This is a genomic window from Flavobacterium frigidum, assembly GCF_048286735.1.
Classification (GTDB): domain Bacteria; phylum Bacteroidota; class Bacteroidia; order Flavobacteriales; family Flavobacteriaceae; genus Flavobacterium.
This window is the reverse complement of record NZ_JBLVPU010000017.1, coordinates 43,699-63,728: the sequence shown is the minus strand read 5'-3', so window position 1 is coordinate 63,728 and position 20,030 is coordinate 43,699. Positions and strand designations below refer to the sequence as shown.

17 protein-coding genes are annotated in these 20,030 nt (G+C 34.9%); 10 read left to right on the top strand and 7 right to left on the bottom strand.

Annotated features, from left to right (window positions below; all coding sequences use genetic code 11):
• Positions 1-87 precede the first annotated feature (87 nt).
• Positions 88-669, bottom strand: a complete 582-nt coding sequence (locus tag ACNQGO_RS11010; RefSeq protein ID WP_417985276.1) for a Crp/Fnr family transcriptional regulator — start codon at positions 667-669, stop codon at positions 88-90.
• A 149-nt stretch (positions 670-818) separates the two neighbouring features.
• On the opposite strand from ACNQGO_RS11010, the gene udk reads away from it, so the two are divergent.
• From udk to scpA, 6 genes are all read left to right on the top strand, one after another.
• The gene (udk, locus tag ACNQGO_RS11005) at positions 819-1,427 is read left to right on the top strand and encodes a uridine kinase (RefSeq protein ID WP_309757548.1); all 609 of its coding nucleotides are present in this window, start codon (positions 819-821) and stop codon (positions 1,425-1,427) included.
• Between the two features lie 140 nt (positions 1,428-1,567).
• The gene (locus tag ACNQGO_RS11000; RefSeq protein WP_417969332.1) at positions 1,568-1,891 is read left to right on the top strand and encodes an FtsB family cell division protein; all 324 of its coding nucleotides are present in this window, start codon (positions 1,568-1,570) and stop codon (positions 1,889-1,891) included.
• A gap of 127 nt (positions 1,892-2,018) precedes the next feature.
• Positions 2,019-3,383 (top strand): methylmalonyl-CoA mutase subunit beta, encoded by a 1,365-nt coding sequence (locus tag ACNQGO_RS10995; protein ID WP_417945226.1) that lies wholly within the window; start codon positions 2,019-2,021, stop codon positions 3,381-3,383.
• Positions 3,384-3,454: 71 nt separating this feature from the next.
• Complete coding sequence (locus ACNQGO_RS10990) at positions 3,455-3,688, top strand: hypothetical protein (RefSeq protein WP_417945227.1); 234 nt, start codon at positions 3,455-3,457, stop codon at positions 3,686-3,688.
• A complete protein-coding gene (locus ACNQGO_RS10985; protein ID WP_417969334.1) occupies positions 3,675-3,974 on the top strand; it encodes a type II toxin-antitoxin system RelE/ParE family toxin in 300 nt (99 codons plus the stop codon). Before ACNQGO_RS10990 ends, ACNQGO_RS10985 begins: the two co-directional genes overlap by 14 nt.
• A 32-nt stretch (positions 3,975-4,006) precedes the next feature.
• Positions 4,007-6,145: a methylmalonyl-CoA mutase gene (gene scpA / locus ACNQGO_RS10980; protein ID WP_309756402.1), complete on the top strand. Its 2,139-nt coding sequence runs from the start codon at positions 4,007-4,009 to the stop codon at positions 6,143-6,145.
• 181 nt (positions 6,146-6,326) lie between these two features.
• Here the strand turns inward: scpA and ACNQGO_RS10975 are convergent, their stop codons facing one another.
• The 5 genes from ACNQGO_RS10975 to dapF all read right to left on the bottom strand — a co-directional run bounded on the left by ACNQGO_RS10975 (position 6,327) and on the right by dapF (position 10,527).
• Positions 6,327-6,974 carry a peptidoglycan-binding protein LysM gene (locus ACNQGO_RS10975; protein WP_417945232.1) on the bottom strand — a complete coding sequence of 216 codons (648 nt, stop codon included), beginning with the start codon at positions 6,972-6,974 and terminating at the stop codon, positions 6,327-6,329.
• Positions 6,975-7,071: 97 nt separating this feature from the next.
• On the bottom strand, positions 7,072-7,992 hold the full coding sequence (locus tag ACNQGO_RS10970) for a DUF2279 domain-containing protein (RefSeq protein WP_417985297.1): 921 nt from the start codon (positions 7,990-7,992) through the stop codon (positions 7,072-7,074).
• A complete protein-coding gene (mltG, locus tag ACNQGO_RS10965) occupies positions 7,989-9,029 on the bottom strand; it encodes an endolytic transglycosylase MltG (RefSeq protein WP_417976751.1) in 1,041 nt (346 codons plus the stop codon). Before mltG ends, ACNQGO_RS10970 begins: the two co-directional genes overlap by 4 nt.
• Positions 9,030-9,116: 87 nt before the next feature.
• On the bottom strand, positions 9,117-9,650 hold the full coding sequence (locus ACNQGO_RS10960; protein WP_417945238.1) for a GNAT family N-acetyltransferase: 534 nt from the start codon (positions 9,648-9,650) through the stop codon (positions 9,117-9,119).
• A 73-nt stretch (positions 9,651-9,723) separates the two neighbouring features.
• The gene (dapF, locus tag ACNQGO_RS10955; RefSeq protein WP_417985275.1) at positions 9,724-10,527 is read right to left on the bottom strand and encodes a diaminopimelate epimerase; all 804 of its coding nucleotides are present in this window, start codon (positions 10,525-10,527) and stop codon (positions 9,724-9,726) included.
• Positions 10,528-10,664: 137 nt separating this feature from the next.
• On the opposite strand from dapF, the gene ACNQGO_RS10950 reads away from it, so the two are divergent.
• Entirely contained in the window at positions 10,665-12,065 is a 1,401-nt protein-coding gene (locus ACNQGO_RS10950) for a S1C family serine protease (RefSeq protein ID WP_417985274.1), read from the top strand.
• Between the two features lie 162 nt (positions 12,066-12,227).
• Positions 12,228-13,676 (top strand): glyceraldehyde-3-phosphate dehydrogenase, encoded by a 1,449-nt coding sequence (locus tag ACNQGO_RS10945; RefSeq protein ID WP_417985273.1) that lies wholly within the window; start codon positions 12,228-12,230, stop codon positions 13,674-13,676.
• A 611-nt stretch (positions 13,677-14,287) separates the two neighbouring features.
• On the opposite strand, the gene ACNQGO_RS10940 is transcribed toward ACNQGO_RS10945, so the two are convergent.
• Positions 14,288-15,703: an APC family permease gene (locus ACNQGO_RS10940; RefSeq protein ID WP_417985272.1), complete on the bottom strand. Its 1,416-nt coding sequence runs from the start codon at positions 15,701-15,703 to the stop codon at positions 14,288-14,290.
• A 452-nt stretch (positions 15,704-16,155) separates the two neighbouring features.
• Between ACNQGO_RS10940 and ACNQGO_RS10935 the strand changes: the two genes are divergently transcribed.
• Both ACNQGO_RS10935 and ACNQGO_RS10930 read left to right on the top strand, forming a co-directional pair.
• Positions 16,156-17,205: a DUF2806 domain-containing protein gene (locus tag ACNQGO_RS10935; protein WP_417947718.1), complete on the top strand. Its 1,050-nt coding sequence runs from the start codon at positions 16,156-16,158 to the stop codon at positions 17,203-17,205.
• Positions 17,206-17,391: 186 nt separating this feature from the next.
• Positions 17,392-20,013, top strand: a complete 2,622-nt coding sequence (locus ACNQGO_RS10930) for an AAA family ATPase (protein ID WP_417985271.1) — start codon at positions 17,392-17,394, stop codon at positions 20,011-20,013.
• Positions 20,014-20,030 lie beyond the last annotated feature (17 nt).

Below are 20,030 nucleotides of genomic sequence, written 5' to 3'. Positions count from 1 at the left end.
CTTGTTCTTTACGATTGTAGTACAAAGTTGCGTCAAAAAAAAAGCGCTCGCATTGAACTAGGACAAGAAATGAAAAATAACGAGATTTTAGTGTTTGGAAATTTTAGTTCTTATCTTACTAAGAAACTCAGCCGAAATACCCAAATAAGAAGCAATATAATGTTGGGCAACGCGCTGAGAAAGTGTGGGATAATGGTCGAGAAATTCTAAGTATTTCTCGGTGGCAGTTTTAGAAATAGTATTAAATAAACGCTCTTGAGTAACCGCCAGACTGCGTTGCATGAGGATTCGGAAAGCGCGTTCAAATTTTGGTGCTCTAACTAATAATTCTTCTTTAGTTTCTGGGCTAAACATAAAAAAATCACAATCTTCTAATGTTTCAATGTATACCCTACTTGGTTTTTCTTCATAAATGCTAAACGAAATATCACTAACCCAAGCATTTTCGATGGCAAATTGCAGAATAACTTCAAAACCATTGGCATCAATATAATATTTCCGTATACAACCTTTTATTACAAAAGCTTCAAAATTGCACATTTCGCCTTCATGAAGTAAAATTGTTTTTTTGGAAACCGTACGATATTCCAATAAAGAATTGAAAATTTCTAACTCTTTTTTTTCAAACGTGACATATCGACTGATGTTGGTATTAATTTGTGAATACAAGATAATATGATTTAGAAACTAAAGATAGAAAAAATGAGAATGAACTACGACTAATAAACAAATTTAATTAGCAATATTTCCTCAAAAAATAAAATCCACTCCCAATTAAATTCCTATTTTTGTCCCGATAAAAACATAACAAATAAAGTATGCTCATTATAGGAATTGCAGGTGGTACAGGAAGCGGAAAAACAACTGTTGTACATCAAATTATGAATGAATTACCACAAACAGAAGTAGGAATTATTTCGCAAGACTCCTATTACAAAGAAAATCATGGACTTTCATTTGACGAAAGAGCATTAATTAATTTTGATCATCCGCGCGCCATTGATTTTGAATTATTGGTAAAACACTTGAAAGAATTAAAAGAAGGCAACAACATCCACCAGCCCGTTTATTCCTTTGTAACGCACAATAGAACAGACGATACCGTTTTTACACATCCCCGAAAAGTGATGATTGTAGAAGGAATTTTGATTCTTGCAAATCCAGAATTAAGAGAATTATTTGATGTGAAAATATACGTACATGCTGACTCTGACGAACGATTAATCCGTCGTATGAAAAGAGATATCGTTGAGCGTGGCCGTGACATGCACGAGGTGATCAACCGGTACCAAAACACACTCAAACCCATGCACGAACAATTTATTGAACCAACAAAAGCTTTTGCTGATATCATTATACCAAACGACAAATACAACACCGTAGCCATAGATGTGGTTCGAGCAGTAATAAACCAAAAAATTTTATAAATTAGTTGTAATTTTAAAGCATACAATTATTAGGAGCGATTTCCCGCTTTCCGTTGCAATCTTTTAGTAGGTGAATCTTCCTTCGTCAGTATCACCTACTAAAAGGATTTCCACTGTAATCGGGGCTAAAAAAAATAAAAATGACAAATCCATACAAAGACAAACCTTGGTTTAAATTTCTAAGCAATAAATATGTCTGGGTTTTGTTGTTTTTTGTCACTTGGATGCTTTTTCTAGACAATTATTCGTACTTCGGTCACCGAGTTTTAGACAAACAAATCAACGAATTAGAGGACAACGCAAATTATTACAAGGAAGAAATAAAAAAAGACCAAAAGAACATCAAACAATTAAAGAATCCCGAACAGATAGAAAAATACGCCCGAGAGAAATATTATATGAAAAAAGATAGTGAAGACATCTATATCATCGAATTTGAAGGCGACACGATTGAAAAAAAATAAAATTCCATCTCAAACCCCTCGCTAAGGGAATGAAATGTGAAATTTATAGTAATTATTAAAAACATAACACCAAGTTTCGGCTCCCAATCCTTTTGCGAGGGCTGGGGTGAGGAAAATAACAAACAAAATGGCTACAAACCTTTTCGATGATTTCAATCCCATTTCCTCCAAACAATGGAAACAAAAAATCCAATTTGAACTTAAAGGAGCGGATTATAATGAAACGGTAGTTTGGAATTCTCCAGAGGACATTCAAGTAAAGCCTTTTTATCATAAAGATGAGCTGGCCAAATCTTTTCCTATTGCTACAAAAGCAACTGAGTTCAGTATTTGTCAAAATATATTTGTTTTTGATATTGAAAAATCAATAGAACGAGCACAAGATTCCTTGAGTCGCGGTGCTGACAGCCTTCGTTTTACAATAGAAAATGAATCGATTGAGGTGACCTATCTATTAGAAAAATTACCCTTAGAAAAAGTTACCGTTTATTTTAATCTGGGATTTATTTCAATCGATTTCGTTAAAAAAATAGATGCATTTGCCAAGAAAAATAACACCACTATTTTCTGTAATCTAGATCCTATTGGGCAATTAGCCAAAGAAGGAAACTGGTTCACAACCTCAGAAAAAAGTAATTTTGACACCTTAAATATACTTACTCAAACCATTTCTACGGTATCTTTATTGAGTATTAATAGTGCCTTGTACCAGAATGCAGGAGCAACTATAGTGCAGCAAATTGCTTATAGTTTAAGTCACGCGAATGAGTATTTTAATAGAGTTGAGCAGATCAATAAACCTATTGTTTTTGAAGTGGCCGTTGGGACCAATTACTTTTTTGAAATAGCAAAACTACGAGCTTTGCGATTACTTTTTACAACAATCGCAAAGGAATACAACCACAATATAGACTGCAACATCATCGTTTCGCCTACAAAACGAAACAAAACAATATACGATTATAACGTAAACATGTTACGCACCACTACCGAATGTATGAGTGCTATCATTGGCGGTGCAGATGCTATTGCCAATTTACCTTATGATGCGTTGTACCACAAAGACAATGAATTTGGTGACCGAATAGCCAGAAATCAATTGTTGATTCTCAAAAATGAAAGTTATTTTGACAAGGTTAATAATCCAGCTGACGGCAGTTATTACATTGAGACGCTTACGAATCAATTAGCTGAGAAAGCATTAACGTTATTCAAAGATATCGAGGCAAATGGTGGTTTCTTGAAACAACTTAACGATGGAATAATCAAAAGGAAAATTCAGGAAAGTGCTGATGCAAGTCAAGAATTATTTGATTCTGGGAAAGAAATTCTATTAGGCACAAACAAACATCCTAACAAACAGGATAAAATGAAACATGATTTAGAATTGTTTCCTTTTGTAAAAGTGAAACCAAGAAAAACCTTGATTACACCAATAATCGAAAAACGTCTGGCCGAAAAAATAGAACAAGAGCGATTGAACCTTGAATAATCAGCTTAACTCTGTTATTTAATTTAACACCACTGGAAAAGAGTATATTTACTTTACTAAAACATAAAATAATGGAAGCCATCAGACAAATCGTTAAGGTGAAAAACCACAAAATAAGTATAACACTGCCAGATGATTTTACTGCTGATGAAGTTGAAGTGATTATTCTTCCAAAGTCGAATAATGTAGAAATCCCTCAATGGCAAATAGACCAAGTTAGAGAAAGAACTGAGAAATATCTTAAGAATCCTTCTTCAGCGCAAGATATTGATGATTTTCTAAAAGCTATTGATGGTAAGTTATAAAATTGTAATTGTTGAGGAAGCGAAACTTGATTTCATAACAGCTTTGGACTGGTACAAAAGCATTCAACCTAAATTGGGTGATACGTTTTCCAATTCTTTCAAGGAAAGTTTAAAAATAATTAAGTCAAATCCGCTTCTTTTTCAAATAAGATATGACAACACCAGAGTGGCTTTAATTGAAAATTTTCCATACTTAATTCATTTCAACAGCTACGAGAACACAATTGTCATCAAAGCTATTTTTCATACTTCACGAACTACTGAAATATGGATTGAAAGGAATTAAAATTTCAAAAATATAATCTTTGTACTAAACAAATGAAAAGAAAAGATTTACAACATATAAAATTAGAAAGTACACTGTTGAAAGTGGAGCATGAACATGAACCAGCTGATGCTTTTCTAACCGCAGAAGGAATCGAACTAAAACAAACGTACTCAGAACAAGATATTGAGAACATCAAGCATCTTGATTTTGGAGCAGGTTTCGCACCCAATTTACGCGGGCCTTATGCAACGATGTACGTGCGCCGACCTTGGACTGTGCGTCAATATGCAGGATTTTCTACTGCAGAAGAAAGTAATGCTTTTTACAGACGAAACTTGGCTGCTGGTCAAAAAGGACTTTCTATCGCTTTTGATTTACCAACACATCGAGGTTATGATTCGGATCACGAGCGTGTGGTGGGAGATGTTGGAAAAGCAGGAGTTGCGATCGACACTGTTGAAGACATGAAAGTGTTGTTCGACCAAATTCCGCTAGATGAAATGTCCGTTTCCATGACGATGAATGGTGCCGTTTTACCTATTATGGCTTTTTACATTGTCGCCGCTGAAGAACAAGGCGTAAAACCCGAATTACTATCGGGAACCATACAAAACGACATTTTGAAAGAGTTTATGGTGCGCAACACCTATATTTATCCGCCAACTCCTTCTATGAAAATCATCGCTGATATATTTGAATACACGAGTAAAAACATGCCCAAGTTCAATTCTATTTCGATTTCTGGATACCACATGCAAGAAGCGGGAGCGACAGCTGATATTGAATTAGCGTACACGCTAGCTGATGGATTGGAATACATTCGAACAGGATTAGCAACTGGTATGAAAATAGATGAGTTTGCCCCAAGATTATCCTTTTTTTGGGCGATTGGGATGAATCACTTCATGGAAATTGCCAAAATGCGTGCTGGTAGAATGATATGGGCTAAACTAGTAAAACAATTCGAACCAAAAGACGATAAATCATTAGCCTTACGAACTCATTGCCAAACTTCGGGTTGGAGTTTAACGGAGCAAGATCCTTTTAATAATGTAGCTCGAACCTGTATTGAAGCAGCGGCAGCCGCTTTTGGAGGAACACAATCTTTACATACCAATGCCTTAGATGAAGCCATCGCTTTACCAACGGATTTCTCAGCTAGAATTGCTAGAAACACACAACTCTATTTACAAGAAGAAACTAAAATAACTAAAACCGTAGATCCTTGGGCTGGTAGTTATTATGTCGAAAGCTTGACGAATGAAATCACTGAAAATGCTTGGAAACTTATTGAAGAAGTAGAAGAACTTGGCGGGATGACCAAGGCCATTGAATCTGGAATTCCGAAACTCAGAATTGAGGAAGCGGCGGCCAGAAAACAAGCGCGCATTGACAGCGGGCAGGATATTATAGTAGGTGTGAATCAATATCGGTTAGAAAAAGAAGATCCGTTACAGATTTTGGATGTGGATAACCAAATGGTTCGCAAGCAACAATTGGAACAATTAGACCGAATCAAAGCAACTCGAGATACCGAAAAAGTTCAAAATTCACTAAAAAAATTAACACTTTGTGCACAAACAGGAGAAGGTAATTTACTGGAAATTGCGGTTGAAGCTGCTCGAAACAGAACTACTTTAGGCGAAATTAGTGATGCACTGGAAGCAGTTTTTGGAAGATACAAAGCACAAATTAAATCTTTTAGCGGCGTGTATAGTAAAGAAATAAAAGACGACAAAAGTTTTGAAGAAGCAAAAAAACTAGCAGATGCCTTTGCTGTTAAGGAAGGCCGTCGTCCCCGAATCATGATTGCAAAAATGGGACAAGACGGACACGATCGTGGGGCAAAAGTAGTGGCTACCGGTTATGCCGATGTAGGTTTTGATGTAGACATTGGTCCACTTTTTCAAACACCAGCAGAAGCAGCTAAACAAGCTGTAGAAAACGACGTGCATATTCTAGGCGTTTCCTCTCTTGCTGCAGGACACAAAACTTTGGTCCCACAAGTTATTGAAGAACTTAAAAAGTACGGTAGAGAAGATATAATGGTGGTAGTTGGCGGGGTAATTCCCGCACAAGATTACCAATTTTTATTTGATGCTGGTGCGGTTGCTGTATTTGGACCCGGAACAAAAATTAGTGAAGCTGCTATTAAAATTTTAGAAATATTAATGGGAAGTTTCGAATAAAACACATTGAATGTCAAATCTATCTAAAGCATTAGTCGAAAGAGTAATGCTTTTTTGTTTTTTGATCGTTCATTAGTACAATCAAAATTCCTTATAACTATCCCATTTTTTATCAATTGTTCTAAAATAAAAAAGCTGTGAAAAGTAAACTTCACAGCCTTTTTCATATTGTATCTTATTCTTAAATCTGAATGCTTCTTACAGTTGCATTACTATCTGCAATAATAAAAGACGTGTCGTAACCACCAAATAACTTCATATAGGTTCTTATTGAAGTTCCGTATGCATCTCTAAAATAACGTTTGCCCTTGTTTTTAAAATACTTTTTCACGGATCCAGCACCACCTAAATGAGCCGCAGCTAAAATCCCTGACTCTGTTACATGAATTCCGTTCAGAATTGTTCCCTCATATTTTTCAATTTCCTTTTTCAGTTCCCATTTATTTTTTGCTAATAGAGCAATAAAGGCTCTTTCTTGCAATTCAGGACTATTCAAAAAAGAGGAACTGCTTCGCACTCCAACTGACTTTAATGTTTCAATACCAAATTGATATTTACCTAAATAACCCAAAGAATTAATTTTTCTGTATTTACTTTCAGATTCTCTATAACCAATTGCTTCTCTGAAACCTACGAAAAAGTTTCCGGTAAAAGGGATGTTCGAATTGATGTAATCTTCTTGTTTTTCAGAAGGAAATAAGTAGTGTGTTCCTTCTTCTTCATTGATAAGAAACCAAGGGCTGGTTTCTAAGTTAAACGGTCTAAAACCGGAGCTCAAAAAAACTGTAATTACAGTTAGACTAGTGTAAAAATACCACTTCTTTATCATAAATTGTTTTTCTTCAAAACGCTGTCCCGTTAAGAAATTTCTATGTGCAAATATACAACAAAAAAAATTATACTGATAATCAAGCAGTTAAACTTATCTAAAAATAGATGAAGTGGTATTTAATATCGTTAAAGTGCACAAATTCGATTGTAGGCGCAGGAATCTTCACAGTATTTAAAATAGAGAAAACGGTCTTTAAAAAATGTGAATTTGTTTTTATTTTTTTCAAATCAACATCCAAACTTAGATACAATTGCCTGAATCTTTTGGGATTATATGCTGTATTTGGAAGTACATCTTCTTTATTTCCAGTTATCATTCCTTCAGCCCCATAACCTAGGGCTACATTGAGCCATTTTGGTATTTTTGCGTCTTTTGCAAACGAATTTAAATTAATGGAAAGCCAATACGTTTGTCCATTATAATCTTTAAGAATTTGCTCTGAAAAGGAACTTCCTAAAACTGAAGGTCTAAAACTGGCATATTTTGTAGTATGAAATGAAAATTTGGGCGTAATGCGCTGTTCCTGCCAAATCAATTCTTGTGAAACATACAAAGCTGTTCCAGCAGCATTGGCGATTATGTCCCCAGAAGAAGCACCCCATTCAGCGGAATAGCCGTCCATTACCTCAACAGCTGTTAAAAAAGCAAAGCCCAATCCCGCTCCATAAAGCACCTGATTTTTTTTAGAAGCGCCACTCCATTGCAGCATCTCAGCTCCGAATCGTCCCAAATGATAGGAGGAAAATAGATGACCGGCTTTGTCCATTTGGAGCCATTCAGAATTGTCATTTATAAAGTGAAAATCAGATTTGGGATAATTCGCATACCAAACCTCATTCAAGCCAATTAAAGTTCCCGTGGCCAAAATTGATTCGGTAATAACAACCGTATTTTGCCTTTTTAGATTCAACGAATCAGAAGGTTTGAAAAAATGAGATGGTTTACTTTGGCTAAAGCCAATTTGAAAAACGACTAGAAATAAAATTATATAGCCAAAAGTAGTTCTCAAAACTATCTTTTTACGCCTTGACTATTGATCCAATCTGAATATTTTTTTGCATTTACATTGTGTTCTGGCAATGTAGCAGCAAACTCATGGTATCCAAAACGCTCTACACTTGCGCAGAAATAAATAAAATCATTTTTTTCAGGATCTAGAACCGCTTCTAACGCTGTAATATCGGGCATTGCAATAGGTCCTGGAGGTAAGCCTATATTCATATACGTATTGTATGGATGCGGCATTATTAAATCCTTATAAAAAACTCTTTTGATGACTTGATTAAAATCATTCGATTTCTTTTTCATGGCAAATATCACCGTAGGATCTGCTTGCAAGGGCATTTCTAATCTCAATCGGTTCAAATACACTCCGGCAATTCTTGGTCTTTCGTCTTTTTTAACAGATTCTTTGTGAACAATTGAGGCTAAGATTGTTGCTTCAACTGGAGTTAGACCTTGTGCTTTTGCCTTTGCAATTCGCTCTTTATTCCAGAAGTTTCGGTATTCTTTGATCATTTTATCACGGAACTTTTCAGCGGTGATGTTCCAATAGATCTCATATGTATTCGGAATAAAGAGCGCCAAAACATTCTCTTCATTGAACCCGTTTTCTTTTAAAAAAATAGAATCTTTGAACGAATTCAACAATGATACACTATCGGCTTCAATTTGAGAGCCTACACGTCCTGCTAAATTTTCTACGCGCTCTTGATTATTAAACGCCAGTTTTACGGGTGAATTAAGTCGCAACGTTTTAACCAGAGCGTAACTATTCATTCCCTTTGTCAATAAAAAACGACCCGGAATCACATTATCAGTATAGCCTCGTTTGTTGGCGACCATTTCAAATCGATCCATGTTCTCTACATAAGGTGTCATAATTTTTTTTACATCCTCGTATTTTGCATCTGTAGGAACGTAAACGTATACCTCATCATCCGAAAATTTGGTGTTTGCAGAAAAAATTTGTCTCAAAAGTATCAAACCATAAATCATTAATACTGCTATTACAACAACGGAGACTATGCTAATTATTTTTTTAATATTCATAAGTGGTATTTTTTTACGAGGAAACATGTCCCTAATGTGCTTTCTATTTATTTGATTTTGAAACGATACCGATTCAAAGTTTCAATTTTAAAAATTAGTATTGATCAATTGAAAAATAGCTTCGTCTTTATATACGCCGTTTACGAGGGTCCAATCTTTCTTTACGCCTATTCTTTCAAATCCAAATTTAGTAAAAAGTGCTGTACTTGCTGCATTTTCGGTACCAATATTTGCATACAATTGGTGCAAATTAAGATTATAAAAAGCATATTCGATTAATAATTGTAATGCTTCAGAACCAATATTTTGACTTCGGTTGTCTTTATTTTGAATTACGATACCAACTCCTGCCCTATTATTCTTTGGATCAAAATCAAATAAATCGATTAAACCTAAGGCTGGAAAATCTTGGTCTTGACAAATAGCCAATCGCAACTGTTTGGCTTCATAGATGTCTTGCTGGGCATTTTCTAAATATTGTTTGACTAAAAACCGACTGTAGGGCGTATGCGTATTACTCACTTCCCAAATGCTTTGATCGTTTTCGATAGCATAGACAAACTCCAAATCATTGGGTTCTAATGCACGAATATAAATGTTGTCGCCTTTTAATGTTTTCATTTAATTATTTCACAAAGTTACACAGAGACATCACAGTGACACACCAAGTTTGATTTTAATACAAGTTTCGAAATTAAATCTCAATCGTTCCTTTGAATATAAATTCAGCTGGTCCTTTAAGAAAGACTTTGGAAAATTGTCCTTCTTTTTTTTCGAACGAAACTACTAATTTCCCGCCTTCAACATTCAAATCAATGGAAGAAGCATCTGTTTTTCCTAAAACATTCATCGCAATTGCAACTGCTGTAGCGCCTGTACCGCAAGAGAGTGTTTCATCTTCAACACCGCGTTCATAGGTGCGCAACGAAAAAGTATTTTCGTCAATTTGTTTTACAAAATTGACATTGCTTCCAGATTTACCATACAAATCACCGTATCTGATAGCGGCTCCGTTTTCCTTAATATTATAATTTTCTAAATCATCAACCAGTTGCACATGATGTGGCGAACCTGTATTCAAGAAAACGTGATCAGAACTGACTTTTACCTCATTTACATCAATCATTTGTAAAGCAACTAAACCATCTGTTCCAATTGTTGCGTGATGCAAACCATCTGTTGCTATGAAAGTAGTTTTGTTCTTGATTAGCTGTAGCTTTTTGGCGAAAGCCACCAAACACCGTCCGCCGTTACCACACATCGAGCTTTGGTTTCCATCTGAGTTGTAATAGACCATTTTAAAATCGGTGGCAGTTTCGAGATTTGAGGCAATCGTGTCGTTTTCCAATAGAATAAGTCCATCGCCACCAATCCCAAAACGCCTGTCGCATAAGTGTGCAATGAGTTGGGTATTTTGTTTTGGGAAAAAATTAGAACGATTGTCAATCATTACAAAATCATTTCCAGTTCCTTGATATTTATAAAACTCTATGTGCATTTTAATTTGAATTGTGTCTCACAAAAGTACAACTATTAATGAAATGTTAATCATTGTTAAAGTGCGTTAAACTGTATTTTGCCATGCTTTTTTATTTTTATTTTTGAGGATAAATATCTTAATAAACGAATTTAATTATGAAAAAAATTTCAACACTTTTTTTTGTTTCACTGTTGAGCGGAGTAGTAACACTAGGTTCATACAAGTTATTATTTGATACTAATGGTTATTTTTCTAATGAAAAAAGCGGATTAGTAACAATGGCATCCAATTCATATGGAAAAAGAGTGGGCTTATCAACTGATGTTCTTGACTTTACTGAGGCTGCCGAAAAAACAATTCATTCCGTTGTTCACGTAAAAAATGTTTCCCGAACTACGGTAAGCAATCCCATATTAGAATATTTTTATGGGTATAGAGGCGGTCAATCTCAGGAACAAGTGGGAACGGGTTCTGGAGTAATCATCTCAGAAGACGGCTATATTGTAACCAACAATCACGTTATTAAAGATGCATCAGAAATTGAAATTACACTGAACAATAAAAAATCGTACAAAGCAAAACTTATTGGAACCGATTCTAAAATGGATATTGCTTTATTAAAAATTGATGCTGATGACAAATTACCGTACACCGCATTTGCCAACTCTGATTTGGTAAAAGTAGGCGAATGGGTTCTAGCCGTTGGTAATCCCTACAACTTGACTTCTACGGTAACAGCGGGAATCGTTTCGGCGAAAGCAAGAAATTTAGACACTAGCGGCATTCAATCTTTCATACAAACTGATGCTGCAGTTAATCCTGGTAACAGTGGTGGAGCGTTAGTTAACACACGCGGTGAACTAATAGGAATCAATACTATGATTTCATCGATGACGGGTTCTTACGTAGGATACTCTTTTGCGGTTCCTTCGAACATTACTCGAAAAATAATTGAAGATTTAATGGAATTTGGGAATGTACAACGTGGTATACTAGGCGTTGAAGGCGGCGAATTGAACAATATCTCATCTAAAGAGTACGGACTGAGTTTGACTCAAGGATTTTACATCAATAAAGTGACCAGAAATTCAGGCGCTGACAAAGCTGGCTTAGCAAAAGGCGATGTTATTGTAAAAATAGACGGACAAAACATCAGCTCTTTTGCGGATTTATCGGGATACATCAACACCAAACGTCCAAACGATAAAGTACAAGTAACTTATAACCGAGACGGAAAAACTAAAGTAATTCCGGTGACTTTAAGTAAAAATGAATTTTTTAATGCAGAATTCAAAGGCATCGAATTAGAGAATATTGAGGCTGCTGACAAAAAGAAATTCAAAATCGATTATGGTGTGCGCATTAAAGGCATCACTAGCCAAAACTTAAAACAATACGAAGACGAACTGATTGGCAATATTATCTTAAGCATTGACAATGTAAAAGCGACCGATGTGGAAACGGTCTCTAAACTTTTAAGTAAAAAAGAGGAAACCCAATCGATCCGAATAGAAATGATTAATAAAAATGGAGAAATTATGCGCGTTATTCTTTAAAGGATACTCTCTTTTTCTTCTAGGAAAGCCATCTTGAAAAAAAAAGGTGGCTTTTTTATTTCGTAAATAATTCATAAAACACGCTACGAAATCGATTGAAATGGGTACTTTTGCGCAAATTTTAAAAAAAATACAACTCTTTATTTTCCTTAAATTTTCAAAATGGCAACTACAACTTTATACGAAAAAGAAGTTTCTTTACAAGCTGACAGGCGACGCGCAGGAGCAAAACTCATAAAAATCATCAGCGATTTATGGTATGATAAATCAATTGAAATGGTGTTATTTCGCAATCAAATGCTAGACAGAAATGTAAGTGACATCATCAACTTACACGAATATGCAGCTGAATTTGTGGGTAAACCGATTTCAGTATTTGATTCTGTTAAGATTGCAAAAGCCATTTTAGAATTGAACTTGCTTCCCGCTAAATTAGATATTGGAAAACTGACCTATGAATATGGTTTGGAAGAGGATAAATATCCAGATGCCAAATATTTTGTTATTGACAAACTAAAAAACGCAAAAGACTCTGAGGAAATTCAACCGAAAGATGTTGTATTGTATGGTTTTGGACGTATTGGTCGTTTGTTAGCCAGAGAATTAATGTCTAAAACAGGAAAAGGGAGCCAATTGCGCTTACGTGCCATTGTAACTCGTGACAAAAACGATGCGGTTTCTCTTGAAAAAAGAGCTTCCTTATTGCGTTACGATTCTATTCATGGTGATTTTGGAGGTTCAGTAACTGCTGATCCTGAAAATAATGCCTTAATTATTAATGGAACAACGGTTCATATTATCACGGCAAACGGACCTGAAGAAATTGATTATACTCTCTTTGATATTCATAATGCCTTGGTGATTGACAATACGGGTGCATTTACTACACACGAAGCGCTGAGCCGTCATTTGGTTTCAAAAGGAGCTGATAAAGTACTGCTTACCGCTCCCGGAAAAGGAGTTCCAAATATTGTACATGGCGTAAACCAAAACGAATATAACCCTGATGAAATCGATATTTTTTCAGCGGCATCCTGCACTACAAATGCTATCACGCCAATCTTGAAAGTTGTTGAAGACACTTTAGGCGTTGTCAAAGGACATTTGGAGACCATCCATGCATATACGAACGACCAAAATCTTGTGGACAACATGCACAAAAAATACCGTCGCGGAAGAGCTGCAGCACTAAATATGGTAATTACCGAAACAGGCGCTGGAAGTGCTGTTGCAAAAGCATTACCGTCGTTAGAGGGAAAACTGACCTCAAATGCGATTCGCGTACCTGTACCAAATGGTTCTTTGGTTGTTTTGAATTTAGAAGTCTCAAAAACAACTTCGGTTCAGGAAATCAATGCTATCATGAAAAAATACGCTTTGGAAGGCGAATTAGTAGAGCAAATTAAGTATTCCTTAAATAACGAATTGGTATCCTCAGACATCGTTGGTACTTCGCAACCTGCCATTTACGACAGTAATGCGACTATCGTTTCTAAAGATGGAAAAAACATAGTCTTATACATTTGGTACGATAACGAATATGGGTACAGCCACCAAGTAATTAGATTGGCTAAGTATATTGCCAAAGTAAGACGTTTTACGTACTACTAGCATACTGTTTACAGGTTGTAGCTTGTAGTTGTATTTTTTTAGATATTAGTTTTTAGTCAATTAATTTATTTAGATTCAAAACAACCACAAACCAACCTGAATTTAATAGAAAATCCGTCCCGTGATGATAACGAGACGGATTTTTTTTATGTGCTAATTTGTTTTTGTTGTACTGAATTGGAACGATTATAATGCGTATTAAACGGATTTTTTTTAAGCGTTACTATTCATTGTTGTACTTAATGGCACGCAGATGACGCGGATTTTAGCGGATTCGTTATTTGTGTTACTGTCATTATTGTATTGAATTGGAACGCAGATGACGCGGATTTTAGCGGATTCGTTATCTGTGTTACTGTCATTTTTGTATTTAATGGCACGCAAATGACGCGGATTTTAGCGGATTTATTATCTGTGTTACTGTTATTGCTCTATCAAATTGGTACGCAGATGACACGGATTTTAGTGGGTTTTTTATCTGTGTTACTGTCATTATTGTATTAAATTGGTACGCAGATGACGCGGATTAAGCGAATATTCATTGAATTCTAAAAAAGTCACATTAGAAAATTCGATTTAACACACGCAAATTCATAATTCATCATTAATAATTAAAAAAATTTCTCCTTCGCTTTCGTCAAATAATACACTGGAATCCCAATGAGCATAATCACCACACCCCAGCCGCTCGTACTTGTTTTAGTGTACAATAACGCAATACAAATCGCCGAAGCAATAATTAGGTAAAGTGCAGGTAAAAATGGATATCCAAATGCTTTATACGGTCTTTCAACGTTTGGCATTTTTTTACGAAGGATAAAAATCCCTAAAATAGTAAGGATATAAAAAATCAAAACAATGATCACCACAAAGTCTAGCAAATCACCATATTTCCCAGTCAGACACAAAGCCGAAGCCCAGATACACTGCGCCCAGATAGACCACGCTGGAACACTGGCTTTATTCAATTCAGCGGCTTTCTTGAAGAAAACTCCGTCTTGCGCCATCGTATAATACACTCTGGCTCCCGCCATAATCAGTCCGTTGTTGCAGGCAAAAGTCGAAATCATAATCATCACTGCAATAATTAATGTTCCCACAGAGCCGAAAATACTTTGCGAAGCCACCACAGCCACTCGATCCGATTCGGCTGTAGCAATCTCATATAAAGGCACAACTGCCAAGTACATGATATTAGCCAAAATATAAATCACACTCACAATTAAGGTTCCTAAGAACAAACTCAATCCCACGTTGCGTTTTGGATTTTTAATTTCGCCAGCGATAAAAGTCACCCCTTCCCAAGCCACACTAGAGAACATCGAACCTACTAAGGCTGCCGAAATTCCAGATATCAAAGCCGTTCCGCTAATAGGCAACCACGAACCCGTTTCTACGTTCAGTGTTTGTGACGTCCAAGCATTGGTCCAGTTCGCGTCCCAAACTTCCGCTTTGGCAGCCATAAAACCAAAAATAATCAAACCAGCCAACGATAAAATTTTGATAACCGTGAGCACCGTTTGTAAAATCTTCGAGTTTTTCACCCCACGACTGTTGATGTAACTCAGTAATATAATAGTGAAAATAGAAACAATTTGCGCCGCATTGAGTTTAAAATCTCCTATCTCATATAAAATATTTTTGTCGCTTAAAGGCGCATACAAGTAGGCGGCAAATTTAGCAAAAGCCACGCCAACAGCAGCAATAGTGCCGGTTTGTATTACGGCAAAAAAGCTCCAACCGTACAAGAAACCTATCAATTTCCCGTACGCTTCCTTGATGTATACATATTGCCCACCCGCTTTAGGAAACATCGCGCTCAACTCGCCATAACTCACGGCGGCAATCACCGTAATGGTGCCCGTAAGCACCCACATAGCAAGCAACCAGCCGGCCGAACCCAATTGCCGAACCATATCCGAGCTAACAATAAATATTCCGGAACCTATCATAGAACCCACCACAAGCATGGTTCCGTCAAGTAATCCTAATTCTCTTTTAAAATCGTCTGGTTTTTGGTCTTCCATTTTTTTGGGGTTTTGGTTTTGGGGTTTTGGTTTTAGTTGGCTAAAGATATACTTTTTTTAGAAATTCCATAAAAAGGATGGGGAAAGTGATAATAAAATGAATGGTGAAGAGTGAGTGGTGCAGCGTGAGATTGTTACTTTGGGCGTGACCCTGCAGCAGCTTTGTCGTTCCTCCTCGCTGCTTTGGGTCGGGCAGTACGCTGTATCTTTATTTTCTTAAAGAAAGAAAAAAAGGATGCCGCTTCCCTCCCTCACGCAAACCGAAATAAAAAAGACGTTTATTCTTTTCAATAAAAATTGTAAGAAAAATTTAATATATTTGAGAAAATATAAAGCGAAATAAATTTTCGCAAAGCAAGCCGTTTTTGGGTTAGCATATGCAAAGGTTTGGTTCGCCTATATACAAGTTGGCAGCAACCTTATGACGACAGATACCGTTAAAAAAATAGATAATGAACGTAAATGACATTTTAGGAATTGGAAAAGTATTACCAATTGATAAACTAATTGATATTGTTTCAAATTCAGTTGGTAAAATATCAAAACCATTCTTCGATAGAAAGGATGTAGATACTAAAGCATATGAAATCGAAAAACTTGCTGAAGCACGTGCTAAGGAAATGAAAATTATTGCGACAGCTGTAAAGGAGAATTTTCAAATTACTGGTGGTATTGAGTATAAGGATGAAAAAATAGCAATAAGTTCTCCGAAGGAACTACTTATCGAAACACAACAAACAATTTTGCTTACTCCCTCACTTAAAGAAAGGACACAAGACAGACTAAGTTTCCAAGAAGCAAAAAAGCAACTTAATATCGAAAATGTAACAACTTTTGCAGCAGAAGAATTAAGAAATGAAGAAACTGTAACTGAAGAACCTTTAGATAAAGATTGGACAACAAGGTTTTTCCGAATTGCAGAGGATATTTCGAATGTGGAAATGCAAGCAATTTGGGGAAGAATATTAGCAGGTGAAATAAAACAACCAAAATCGTATTCTTTGAGAACATTGGAATTGATTCGTAATTTATCAAAAGAAGAAGCTGATTTATTTATAAGAGTTGCAAACTTTTCAATTAATTCAAGCGGAACTAATTTTATTTATAAAGGAAAGGATGAAGAACTTTTAAGTGAAAAATTTAACGTCAGTTACAATGAAATAGCGAGATTAATTGAAATTGGATTAATTCAAACAGGTGATTTTATTAATTTTCAATTACAGCAAATGCCAAATGAATCTCAAAGAGTTTTTACTTCTGGTAACATCATCATTTTAGTAAAAATAAAAGCAAACACTCCAACAGTTCTAATTCCTGTAAATGTGTTTAGTGCATCTGGAAATCAATTGCTCAGCTTAATTAAAACAAATCCTCAATTTGAATATTTAAAAGAGTTTGCTAATTCAATCAAAAATGAAAATATTGACCCAAAATATGCTCATATAATTTCCTATGAAGGAACAAATATCAATCATTCTTTACCATTATTAAATTTTGACTAAAAAAGGCAGCTGCCAACACTTGCTCATAAGAGATTTGGGCATTTGGCTTGATGGGCAAAATGGTTTGTATTTAGGATGTTTAGGCAAATCCGAAAATAGTGCTTTTTTAATCCCAAACCGCTTTTAGCAAGGGAACGTTATGCCTTATTATAAAAAACCGATGAGAATTCAATAACCTAGCGAACGATGCCAATACTAAACGATATAATTGATTGGGCGGAAAACAAGCCAGTTTTTTGGCAAGTAGCAATTGACCGCTTAATTAGAAATAATGAACTTACTGAAAATGACATTACAGAACTCAAAGAAATTTGTAAAGTAGATTATGGATTATCTGAATTTACTTTTGATGAAGTTGATTTTGACGATTTAAGAAATTTTGCAAATAACTCCACTAGCAGTGATAATGTGATACTTTCTAAAATTTCCAATGTAGATAATGTAAACGCGCTCTCAAAAGCTAGTGAATTACAATTTGCGCCAATAGGTCTAACAATTGTTTATGGAGATAATGGCTCAGGAAAATCAAGTTATGTGAGTATTTTAAAACACGCTTGCAATACAAGAGGTCATAAACCAAAAATAAATGTTAACTTATATGACCCAACTTGCTTTGGAAAAGATAAAAAGGCAGATATAGAGTACACAAGGGATGGGACAAATTTCAATACAGTATATCTCGTAAATGAACAAGTAAACAACTCTGTTTTAAAAAGCATTGATGTTTTTGATACATTTAGTGCAAATCATTACATTGAAGGAGAAGATGAAATTGCTTTCATTCCTCTAGGTTTATCTATTGTAGAAAAATTAGCAATAGATATAAAAAGGGTTGAAAACGATCTAAATGCAGACTTATTGAGTCCTGCTTTACAGAAATTCGACCATACACTTTTGGAAGTCTCTGATTGTTCAACTGCAAAAACATTTCTCGAAAACTTAAATTCAAATTCAACACTTGACGAATTAAGAGCCGAATCAATTTGGAATTCAACTAAAAGTTCTAGAATTGAAGAATTAATTATAGAAATTGATAAATTAAAAGCAACAGACCCAAAGAAAAGTTTAAAAGAAAATGAAGAAAAAATAAAGCGTTTCGAAATTTTACAAAACAAATTTCAAGCGCTTGAAAATAACTTAACAGGTGCAATTTTAATAGATTTAAAACTAACATTAAACAATCTTGTAACAACAAGCGAAGCTCTAAAAGAATCTTCTGAAAAAGCATTCTCTGAATTACCAATTGAAGGTGTTGGTAATAGTTCTTGGAAATTACTTTGGGAAAGTGCTCGAAAATTCTACAATATAAGTACCGTAACAGAAAATTTTCCAGAAGTAAATGAAGACAGCAATTGCCCACTTTGTCTACAAGATTTAGATGAAGATGCAAAAAACAGATTTGTGTCTTTTGAAAGTTTTGTAAAAAATGACATTCAAAAAACTTATGATGAAGCATTTGATAAATTTGAATTAGCAAATGAAAATCTAAATAAAATAGATTTCTCTTTTGAGGAACAAAAACCTACAACAGTTGAACTTGATGAAATAATTGATAATTATTCACAAAGTCAAATACAATATTTAGAATTGCTTACAAATCAAAGGGATAATTTAACAGCTCTTTTTGAAAGAAAAAAAATAGTTGCATTAATTGACTCAATTGAAATTGAAAATACTCCTAAAACATTAATTCAAGAATTAATTAAAAGCTTAAAAGAAACAAATGAAAAATTAAAAGTTCTATCAATTGAAGAAGATTTAAAACCGCTCAATAAAGAATTAAATCAATTAAAAGGAGAAAAAAAGATTTTCGATTTTAAACCCAAATTAGCTCGCGAAATTTATCGTCAGAAAAAAATAAAACTACTTAATCAGTGCATCAGTAAATGTACTACTCGAACAATTACGACACATAGTAATGAGTTAGCAACAAAATATATCAGTCAAAATCTTAAACAAAACTTCAAAACCGAACTTTCAAAACTAGGTTTTAAAAATATTAAAATAGAAACCGAGACTAAAGGACAAAGAGGAAAACAATACCATTATTTAAGACTTGATGAACAAAATGCAAATGGAATTGTATTAAAAGACATTTTAAGTGAAGGAGAACATAGATGCATTTCATTAGCAACGTTCTTGTCTGAATTATCCACTTCAGAGCATAAGAGTGCTATAATTTTTGACGATCCAGTTTCTTCTCTAGACCATAAATGGAGAAATAAAATATCAAAAAGAATTGCAGAAGAAGCTTTAGAACGACAAGTTATAGTTTTCACTCACGACATCACTTTTTTACTAATGATTCAGGAGCATTCTGAAAATCTGAATTGTAATTTAGACATAAAGAGTCTTACAAGAAAGAAACAAGAAACAGGACTAATTGCAAGCAATCCACCTTGGGATGCTTTACCTGTTGGAAAGCGTATGGGATTGCTAAAAAATGAATATCAACAATTAGAAAAAATTGAACGAACTGAAACCGAAGAAGTTTATAAAGAACGAGCAAAATATTTATATGGCAAACTTCGAGAAACTTGGGAGCGTTTTGTTGAAGAAGTATTCTTAAATGGAGTAATTCAAAGATTTGGCAGAGCAATACAAACTCAACGTTTATCAAAAGTTGTAGATTTAACGAATGAGGATTACAACCTAGTTGACACAAATATGAGTAAATGTTCAACTTATTTCACAGGACACGATACTGCAGGAACTTTAATTGAAGAAATGCCTGATTCTGCTGAATTTCTTGCTGATTTAACTATATTAGAAAATTATACCGCTGAAATTAGAAAACGTAGAAAATAACAAGGCATAACAGCTAG

What these genes read in the sequence shown, in the direction of transcription:
- udk (WP_309757548.1), top strand. Translation starts at nt 819, where the DNA reads ATGCTCATTATAGGAATTGCAGGTGGTACAGGAAGCGGAAAAACAACT.
- ACNQGO_RS11000 (WP_417969332.1), top strand. Translation starts at nt 1,568, where the DNA reads ATGACAAATCCATACAAAGACAAACCTTGGTTTAAATTTCTAAGCAAT.
- ACNQGO_RS10995 (WP_417945226.1), top strand. Translation starts at nt 2,019, where the DNA reads ATGGCTACAAACCTTTTCGATGATTTCAATCCCATTTCCTCCAAACAA.
- ACNQGO_RS10990 (WP_417945227.1), top strand. Translation starts at nt 3,455, where the DNA reads ATGGAAGCCATCAGACAAATCGTTAAGGTGAAAAACCACAAAATAAGT.
- ACNQGO_RS10985 (WP_417969334.1), top strand. Translation starts at nt 3,675, where the DNA reads ATGGTAAGTTATAAAATTGTAATTGTTGAGGAAGCGAAACTTGATTTC.
- scpA (WP_309756402.1), top strand. Translation starts at nt 4,007, where the DNA reads ATGAAAAGAAAAGATTTACAACATATAAAATTAGAAAGTACACTGTTG.
- ACNQGO_RS10975 (WP_417945232.1), bottom strand. Translation starts at nt 6,974, where the DNA reads ATGATAAAGAAGTGGTATTTTTACACTAGTCTAACTGTAATTACAGTT.
- mltG (WP_417976751.1), bottom strand. Translation starts at nt 9,029, where the DNA reads ATGAATATTAAAAAAATAATTAGCATAGTCTCCGTTGTTGTAATAGCA.
- ACNQGO_RS10960 (WP_417945238.1), bottom strand. Translation starts at nt 9,650, where the DNA reads ATGAAAACATTAAAAGGCGACAACATTTATATTCGTGCATTAGAACCC.
- dapF (WP_417985275.1), bottom strand. Translation starts at nt 10,527, where the DNA reads ATGCACATAGAGTTTTATAAATATCAAGGAACTGGAAATGATTTTGTA.
- ACNQGO_RS10950 (WP_417985274.1), top strand. Translation starts at nt 10,665, where the DNA reads ATGAAAAAAATTTCAACACTTTTTTTTGTTTCACTGTTGAGCGGAGTA.
- ACNQGO_RS10945 (WP_417985273.1), top strand. Translation starts at nt 12,228, where the DNA reads ATGGCAACTACAACTTTATACGAAAAAGAAGTTTCTTTACAAGCTGAC.
- ACNQGO_RS10940 (WP_417985272.1), bottom strand. Translation starts at nt 15,703, where the DNA reads ATGGAAGACCAAAAACCAGACGATTTTAAAAGAGAATTAGGATTACTT.
- ACNQGO_RS10935 (WP_417947718.1), top strand. Translation starts at nt 16,156, where the DNA reads ATGAACGTAAATGACATTTTAGGAATTGGAAAAGTATTACCAATTGAT.
- ACNQGO_RS10930 (WP_417985271.1), top strand. Translation starts at nt 17,392, where the DNA reads ATGCCAATACTAAACGATATAATTGATTGGGCGGAAAACAAGCCAGTT.